The organism is Micromonospora sp. 4G55 (genome assembly GCF_016803375.1).
In genome coordinates this window covers 1-7,924 of record NZ_JAEVHN010000273.1, presented here as the reverse complement: position 1 = coordinate 7,924, position 7,924 = coordinate 1, and the positions used below count along the sequence as shown (strand labels likewise).

At 75.1% G+C, this 7,924-nt stretch carries 8 protein-coding genes and 1 pseudogene; 5 read left to right on the top strand and 4 right to left on the bottom strand.

Features of this window, described 5'->3' with window-relative positions; genetic code table 11:
• Together JNW89_RS21005 and JNW89_RS21000 are read left to right on the top strand one after the other, a co-directional pair.
• Positions 1-1,612, top strand: a 1,612-nt coding sequence (locus tag JNW89_RS21005) for a sulfatase-like hydrolase/transferase (protein WP_238450195.1), incomplete at its 5' end; no start/stop codon positions are given.
• A gap of 77 nt (positions 1,613-1,689) precedes the next feature.
• Positions 1,690-2,025, top strand: coding sequence for a hypothetical protein (locus JNW89_RS21000; protein WP_238450194.1), 336 nt, complete (start codon positions 1,690-1,692; stop codon positions 2,023-2,025).
• A 47-nt stretch (positions 2,026-2,072) separates the two neighbouring features.
• On the opposite strand, the gene JNW89_RS20995 is transcribed toward JNW89_RS21000, so the two are convergent.
• The 4 genes and pseudogenes from JNW89_RS20995 to JNW89_RS20980 form a co-directional block, all read right to left on the bottom strand.
• Positions 2,073-2,993, bottom strand: coding sequence for a hypothetical protein (locus JNW89_RS20995; RefSeq protein ID WP_238450193.1), 921 nt, complete (start codon positions 2,991-2,993; stop codon positions 2,073-2,075).
• 271 nt (positions 2,994-3,264) lie between these two features.
• Positions 3,265-4,065 (bottom strand): ABC transporter ATP-binding protein, encoded by an 801-nt coding sequence (locus JNW89_RS20990; protein ID WP_238450196.1) that lies wholly within the window; start codon positions 4,063-4,065, stop codon positions 3,265-3,267.
• A gap of 43 nt (positions 4,066-4,108) precedes the next feature.
• Positions 4,109-5,131, bottom strand: a complete 1,023-nt coding sequence (locus JNW89_RS20985; protein ID WP_238450192.1) for an iron chelate uptake ABC transporter family permease subunit — start codon at positions 5,129-5,131, stop codon at positions 4,109-4,111.
• Positions 5,128-6,037, bottom strand: a pseudogene (locus JNW89_RS20980) (FecCD family ABC transporter permease). Before JNW89_RS20980 ends, JNW89_RS20985 begins: the two are co-directional and overlap by 4 nt.
• A 221-nt stretch (positions 6,038-6,258) precedes the next feature.
• On the opposite strand from JNW89_RS20980, the gene JNW89_RS20975 reads away from it, so the two are divergent.
• From JNW89_RS20975 to JNW89_RS38930, 3 genes are all read left to right on the top strand, one after another.
• The gene (locus JNW89_RS20975; protein ID WP_238450191.1) at positions 6,259-7,290 is read left to right on the top strand and encodes an ABC transporter substrate-binding protein; all 1,032 of its coding nucleotides are present in this window, start codon (positions 6,259-6,261) and stop codon (positions 7,288-7,290) included.
• A gap of 4 nt (positions 7,291-7,294) precedes the next feature.
• On the top strand, positions 7,295-7,771 hold the full coding sequence (locus tag JNW89_RS20970; RefSeq protein ID WP_238450190.1) for a siderophore-interacting protein: 477 nt from the start codon (positions 7,295-7,297) through the stop codon (positions 7,769-7,771).
• Positions 7,758-7,924 (top strand): SIP domain-containing protein (locus JNW89_RS38930; protein ID WP_375155126.1); only part of this gene is annotated, 167 nt, incomplete at its 3' end. The genes JNW89_RS20970 and JNW89_RS38930, both read left to right, overlap by 14 nt.

Genomic DNA, 7,924 nt, shown 5'->3' with positions numbered 1-7,924 from the left:
GCGGGTGACCACCGTGGCGGCCGGCCTGCTCGTCTTCGCCGTGCTGGTGGCGCCGAACCGGCTCGACCAGCTCGGCCCCGCCGCGTTCCTGCGCATCCCGGTCGAGGGGCTGGTCGCCGCCGCGCTGCTGCTGGTGCTGCGCGGCGTGGCCCGGCGGGCGGTGGCGGTGCTGTGCGGCGTCGCGCTCGGGCTGCTCGCCGTCGTCAAGCTGCTCGACATGGGCATGTCCGCCAGCCTCGCCCGCCCCTTCGACCTGGTCCTCGACTGGGTCCTGCTGGACGACGCGTACGGCTTCGTCCGCGACTCCGTCGGCCGGGCCGGCGCGGTCGGCGCGATCGTGGCGCTGGTCGCCGCGGTCGGCGCGCTGCTGGTGCTGACCACCCGGTCGGTGCTCCGGCTGACCCGGCTGGTGGCCCGGCACGACCGGCGGGCGGTCCGGGTGCTTGCGGGGTGTGCCGCGGTCTGGGTCGCCGGCGCGACGATCGGCGTGCCGGTCGCCGACTCGGGGACGTCCAGGCTGGTCGGCCAGCATGTCGGTCAGGTGGGTGCCGGGCTGCGGGACCGGGAGGCCTTCGCCGCCGAGGCCGCCGCGGACGCCTTCCGCGACACCCCGGGCAACCAGTTGCTCACCGCCCTGCGTGGCAAGGACGTGATCGTCGCGTTCGTGGAGAGCTACGGCCGGGACGCGGTGCAGGACCCGGAGTTCGCCCCGCAGGTCGGCGCGGTGCTCGACGGCGGTACGCGCCGGCTCGCCGAGCGGGGCTTCCACGCCCGCAGCGGCTTCCTCACCTCACCCACCGCTGGCGGGGGGAGTTGGCTGGCGCACGACACGCTGCTGTCCGGGGTCTGGGTGGACAACCAGCAACGCCACCTCAGCCTGCTGGCCGGCGACCGGCTCACCCTCAACGGCGCGTTCCGGCGGGCCGGCTGGCAGACGGTGGGGGTGATGCCGGCGGCGACCCAGCCCTGGCCGGAGAAGACCTTCTTCGGCTTCGACCGCTACCACGACGCGGCCGGGCTCGACTACCGCGGCCCGAAGTTCAACTACGCGCCCATGCCCGACCAGTACACGCTGGCCACCTTCCAGCGGCGGGAGCGGGCCACGCCGGGGCACGCGCCGATCATGGCGGAGATCCCACTGATCTCCAGCCACTCACCCTGGGCGGCGATCCCCCGGATGCTCGACTGGGATCACGTCGGCGACGGATCGATCTACCGCCGGCCGACCTCGGTGGCCGTGAACCCGAAGGACGTGGTGGGGCGCAGCGCCACCGAGGTCCGCACCGGCTACCGGCGCTCCATCGAGTACTCGCTGAACAGCCTGATCTCCTACGTGGAGACGTACGGCGACGACGAGCTGGTGCTGGTCTTCCTCGGCGACCACCAGCCCGCGCCGGTGGTGACCGGGGAGAACGCCGGCCGGGACGTGCCGATCACCATCGTGGCCCACGATCCGGCCGTGCTGGCCCGGGTCGCCGCCTGGGGCTGGGACGAGGGGCTGCGGCCCGGCCCGAGCGCGCCGGTCTGGCGGATGGACACCTTCCGGGACCGATTCCTCAGCACCTTCGGCCCGCAGCCACCGGCCGGGGCGGCCACCCCGCCGCCCCGCTGAGCCCGAAGGGAAGGAGCTTCGGCGACGCGCGCCGCATAAGCTGACCGACCCAGAGGACATCGACAGACAGGGGCACCGTGGGCAGCCGATCGAAAGTCGTCCAGGCTGCTGCGGGTGCCACCCTGACGGTCATCGCTCACAGCTGGTTCGGCGTGGCCGCCGCGAATGCACTGTGGATCGGCAGGGATTCGCCCGGCGAGTGGACCTTCTACCTCGTCGGAGCCGGCTGTCTTCTGCTACCGGTCACCGTGGCCGCGGGCTGGATCCTGACCCGCTTCCCACGGACCAGGCACCTCGGGCGGGGTGCGCTCGTGGGGACAGCGACAGTGGCCGTCCTTGCCGCAGCGGCGGCGGTGACGGGGTGGGCGCCGCCGTGGATCAGCGAAGGCTGGACCGGCACCGGCTGGAAATGACGACGAGGGGGGCGGGCACACCCACCCGGCCCCCGCCGCGACACCCGTCAGCCGTCGACCGGGATACGGCCGGCGGCGCAGGTGTTCGGCAGGCCCAGCGCCTCGTCGACCCGGCCCAGCACGGCCGCGTCGTCCACCCCGACCCCGCGCAGCAGGTCGATGGCGGTGGCCCGGATCTGGCCCACGATCATGATCAGTGGCAGCGGCGGGTCGGTCCGGAGCATCCGGGCGGCGAGGCGTACCGCCTCCAGGGCGGCGTGGTCGGCGCGTTCCGCGTGCCGGTCCGCGTCGGAGTGTCCACCCAGGTCGGTGGAGAGGGCGTCGGCGGCGGCGCGCACCGCCTCGCCGAGTGCCCGAATCGCCTCGCCCAGCTCGGGCGGGGCCGGCGTGCCGAGCCGGGTCAGCGTCACGCCGTTGCGGGCCAGCACCCGGATGTTGCGTACCGCGTAGTCGAGCTGGTGGCAGGTGGCCTCGACCTCCGCCACCTGGTCGAGGTGGCGGCGCTTGCGGACCCGCAGCCGCAGCGACTCGCTGCAGGCCTGCACGGCGACGCGGAAGCGGTCCACGCAGCCGTCCACCTCGCGGGCCCGGTCCAGCGCCGCGCGGGCGGCCTCCTCGTCGGCGTCAGCCAGGGCCCGGTCGATCCGGTCGAGCAGGTCGGCCAGGTCGCCGTAGGTGCGCCGGGCCTCGGCGACGAGCGGGCCGAGCGGATCGCGGGCCACCATGAGCTGGCTGGCGGCCAGCGCCACCGCGCCGCCGATCAGCGCGTCGACGAACCGGAACGGCACCAGCCCGCCGCCCTGCGGCGCGGCCACCGCCACCAGGTAGAGGGCGGAGACGGCGGCCTGGACGGTGAGGGTGCTGCTCGCCCCGATGGTGAGCATGAGGCCGATGGTCAGCAGCAGCACGAGGAAGACGGTGCCGGTGCCGGGGCCGAGTGACTGCACGGCCAGGTCGGCGGCGAGCACCCGGCGCCACCCCGAGCACCATCTCGACGGTCTGCCGCAGTCGCTTCCCGCGCGCCTCGCCGAGCACGATCAGCGCGGCGCTCGGCGCGAAGAACGGATCCGGGTGGCCGATCAGCCGGGCCGCGACGATCCACGCGACGGTGGCCGCCGCGGCCGCCTCCAGCGCCGTCCGCCAGCCCTGCCGCAGCCGGCCGACGGCGGACCCCGCCCACTTCCGGGCCATGCCCGCCATCGCGACTCCTCCGGCCGTACACCGGATCTTGGCGTCCGGTCAGGACGTCGGCACTACCCGCGAGACTGCGTCCGGCAAACGTGGACGGCGGGTGGCGGGCACCACCAGCGGCGTGCCGGTCTCCGGGTCCTCGACGATCCGGCACGGCAGCCCGAACACCTCCTGGACCAGGTCGGCGGTGACCACCTCGCGCGGGTCGCCCTCGGCGACCACCCGGCCGTCGCGCATGGCGATCAGGTGGGTGGCGTAGCGGGCGGCGTGGTGCAGGTCGTGCAGCACCGCCACCAGCGTCCGGCCCTGCTCCTCGTGCAGCCGGGCGCAGAGGTCCAGCACCTCGATCTGGTGGGCGACGTCCAGCCAGGTGGTCGGCTCGTCGAGCAGGAGCAGCGGCGTCTGCTGGGCCAGCGCCATGGCGATCCAGACCCGCTGCCGCTGCCCGCCGGAGAGCTCGTCGACCGGCCGGTCGGCCAGCTCGGCGACGCCGGTGGCGGCCATCGACTCGGCGACCACCCGTTCGTCCTCCCGCGACCACTGCCGCAGCAGCCCCTGGTGCGGGTACCGGCCGCGGGCGACCAGGTCGGCCACCGTGATGCCGTCCGGCGCCACCGACGACTGCGGCAGCAGGCCGAGGGTACGGGCCACCGCCCGGGACGGCAGCGCGTGGATGTCTCGCCCGTCGAGCAGCACCGTCCCGGCGCGCGGCCGCAGCGTCCGGGCCAGGGCCCGCAGCAGCGTCGACTTGCCGCAGGCGTTCGGCCCGATCACCACGGTGAACGACCCGTCCGGTACGGCCACCGACAGCCCCTCCGCGACGATCCGCCGCTCGTACGCCAGGGTCAGCCCGACCCCGTTCAGGCGTGGGTTTCCCGACACGTGAGCTCCCTCAGTTCCGTCCGGCCCGCCGCGCGGCGAGCAACCACACCAGGTACGTCCCGCCGAGCACGCCGGTCACCACGCCCACCGGCAGTTGCTGGCCGGCGAGGGCGCGCTGCGCCACCAGGTCCGCCCCGACCAGCAGCACCGCACCGGTGAGCGCCGAGGCCACCAGGTTCGGCCCCGGCGCGCGGGTGAGCCGGCGGGCCAGGTGCGGGGCGGTGAGCGCCACGAAGGAGACCGGCCCGGCGGCGGCCGCCGCGACGGAGGCGAGCAGCACCGCCGCGCCGAGCAGCACCTGCCGGACCCGGGTCACCGGCACGCCCAGCGCGGTCGCGGTCTCGTCGCCCAGCTCCACCATGGCCATTGCCCGGCCACCGGCGAGCACCACCGGGGTGAGCGCCGCGAGAACGCCGAGCAGCGGCACCGCCTGCGACCAGCCGCGCCCGTCCAGGCTGCCGGTGAGCCAGAGCACCGCCCGCGCGGCGTCCATCAGCGGCGCCCGGGTGAGCAGCCAGCCGTTGACGCCGGTGAGGATCGCCGTGACGCCGATGCCGACCAGCACGAGCCGGTGACCGGCCAGGCCCCGGTTGCCGGCGACGGCCCGGATGAGCAGGCCGGTGCAGAGCCCGCCGGCCAGCGCCGCGCCGGAGAGCGTCAGGCTGCTGCCGCCGAGCACCACGACGATGAGCCCGCCGGTCGCCGCTCCCTGGGTGATGCCGAGCACGTCGGGGCTGCCCAGCGGATTGCGCAGCAGCGTCTGGACCACCGCGCCGGACAGTGCGAGGGCGGCCCCGACGCCGAGCGCGGTGACCAGCCGGGGCAGCCGCAGTTCGCCGACGATGAACTCCTCGGCCGCGGTGCCGCCCCCGGTCAGCGTGCGCAGCACGTCGGCCGGGCTCATCGGGTAGTCGCCGCCGCCCACGGCGAGCACGCCGAGGCCGACGGCGAGCAGCACCGCGGTGGCGACGACCACCAGCGATCGGGGACGCCAGCGCAGCGACCGGCCACCGGGGGTGCGGAGCACGGTCATCGCCGGGCCACCAGACGCAGGAAGAGCGGGCCGCCGAGCACGGCGGTGACCAGGCCGACCTGGAGTTCGCCGGGGCGGCCCAGCATGCGGCCGAGCACGTCGGCGCCGAGCAGCAGGACGGGCGCGTACAGCGCGCAGGCGGGCAGCAGCCAGCGCAGGTCCGGCCCGGTCAGCACGCGGACCAGGTGCGGCACGAGCAGCCCGACGAAGACGATCGGCCCGCAGGCGGCGGTGGCCGCGCCGCAGAGCAGCGTGACCGCCGCGATGGCGCCGCCGCGCACCAAAGCCGGCCGGGCGCCGAGCGCCCGCGCGGTGTCGTCGCCCAGGGCCAGCGCGTTCAGTGACCGCGCGCCGGCCAGGGCGACCAGCAGGCCGGCCAGCACGAAGGGCGCCACGGTACGCAGGTGGCGAACTCGGCGTTGGCCAGCGAGCCGACCGTCCAGAACCGCAGCCGGTCCAGCGAGGCGGAGTTGAGCAGCATGACGGCGCTGACGTAGGAGTAGAGCACCGCGTTGAGCGCCGCCCCGGCCAGCGCGAGGCGGTCCGGGGTGGCCCGCCGGCCGCCGCCGACGGCGTACACCGCGACGGTGACGGTGGCGGCGCCGAGCAGGGCGAACCAGATCCAGCCGCCGGCGGTGCCGACGCCGAGCAGGGCGGTGGCGGAGGCGACCGCGGCCGCCGCGCCGGCGTGATGCCGAGCAGTCCCGGGTCGGCCAGGGGATTGCGGGTGAGCGTCTGCATCAACGCCCCGGCCACCCCGAGCGCCGCGCCGGCGACCAGGCCGAGCAGTGTGCGGGGCAGGCGCATCCGGTGCACCACCGCGTGTTCGGGGGAGGCGGCGGAGACCAGGCCGTCCCAGACCTCGGCGGGGGAGAGCGGTCGGGCGCCGACGGCGATGCTCAGCACCGCGACGACGAGCAGGAGCAGCAGCCCGGCAGCGAGCGCCGCGGCCGGGCCGGCGCGACGGGTGGGTGGCGCCGGCGCCGGGGCGGCGGCGAGCGTGGTGACGGACAGGGTCGGCTCCGGGGGGAAACGGCATGGCACCGGTTGACTTCGGGTTAGGTTAGGTTAACCTAACCCCGCCATCGCGGATCATCGCGGTCCGGTCCTGATCGAAAGACGTCATCATGCCTGCTTCCATGTCCGCCCGCGGACTCTCCCGCCGGGGCCTGCTCGCCGCTGGCGGCGCCACTCTCGCGACCCTCCTCGTCGGCTGCGGCCAGGCCGACAAGCCCGGCTCCACCAGTGCCAAGGGCTCGACCGGCCCCTGGTCGTTCACTGACGACCGCAACCAGAAGATCGAGCTGGCGAGCACCCCGACCCGGGTCGTCGCCTTCACCGGGGTTGCCGCCGCGCTGGTCGATTTCGGACTCGACTCGCAGATCGTCGGCGTGTTCGGCGAGACCACCCGCAGCGACGGCTCGGTCGACCCGCAGGCCGGCGGCCTCGACGTCGACCGGGTCACCGTGCTCGGCAACGTCTGGGGCGAGTTCAACGTCGAGAAGTACGCGGGGCTGCGCCCCGAACTGCTGGTCACCCACATGTACGACCCGGGCGCCTTCTGGTACGTGCCGGACGAGAGCCGCGACAAGATCCTCGCCCTGGCGCCCAGCGCCACGGTCACCACCGCCCGGGTGCCGATGACCCGGCCCATCGAGCGGTACGCGGAACTCGCCCGCTCCCTCGGCGCCGACCTGAACGCGAAGAAGGTCACCGACGCCAAGGCGCGCTTCGAGGCCGCCGCCGAGTCGGTCCGCCAGGCGGTCAAGGCCAACCCCGGCATCCGGGTGCTCGCCGCCTCCGGCAGCCCCGACCTGTTCTACGTCTCCAACCCCAAGGTCAGCACCGACCTGATGTACTTCGCCGAGCTGGGCGTCGACATCGTGGTGCCGAACAAGCTCGCCACCGGCGACTACTTCGAGAGCCTGAGCTGGGAGAACGCCGGCAAGTTCCCCGCCGACCTGATCCTGCTCGACAACCGGTCGACCGCGTTGCAGCCCAAGGACCTCGCGGCCAAGCCCACCTGGCAGCAGCTGCCCGCCGTCCGCGCCAACCAGGTCACCGGGTGGGACGCGGTGCCCCGCTTCTCGTACGCGGGTGCGGCGCCGCTGCTGGAGAACCTCGCCACCGCCATCCGGTCCGCCAAGCGGGTCGGCTGACGCCGTGACGACCGGCACCGCGACCCCCGTCGCCCTGCGCTACCGCTTCTACCAGGCCCAGGTCCGGCACACCCGGCGTATCGGCGCCTCGCTGATCCGGGTCACCCTGACCGGCGAGGAGCTGGCCGCGTTCGCCGGCGGCGGCCGGGACCAGAGCGTCTCGCTCTTCCTGCCCCACCCGGGCCAGCCGGAGCCGGTGGTTCCGCTCGACGCCGGGGACGACTGGTACGCGCGCTGGCGGGCCACCGACCCGGCGATCCGCGCCGTGATGCGCTCCTACACCATCAGCGGACAGCGGCCGGAGACGGCCGAGGTGGACGTCGACTTCGTCCACCACGGCGACAGCGGCCCGGCCACCCGGTGGGCGGGCCGGGCCCGGCCGGGGGACCGGATCGTCCTGCTCGGACCCGCGGAGCGGGACAACCGCAGCGTCTGCTTCCGGCCCCCCGCCCGGCACCGACCACGTCCTGCTGGCCGCTGACGAGACGGCGCTGCCGGCCGCCGCCGGCATCCTGGCCTGGCTGCCCGCCGGCGCCACCGTCCGGGCGTGGATCGAGGTGCCGGACGCCGCCGACGTGCGCGGAACTGCCCCACCGTGGCGAACGCGGAGGTGCGCTGGCTGGTCCGGGGCACC

Excerpts from the sequence above, each read along its gene's own strand:
- JNW89_RS20985 (WP_238450192.1), bottom strand. The coding sequence starts at position 5,131 with ATGACCGTGCTCCGCACCCCCGGTGGCCGGTCGCTGCGCTGGCGTCCC.
- JNW89_RS20975 (WP_238450191.1), top strand. The coding sequence starts at position 6,259 with ATGCCTGCTTCCATGTCCGCCCGCGGACTCTCCCGCCGGGGCCTGCTC.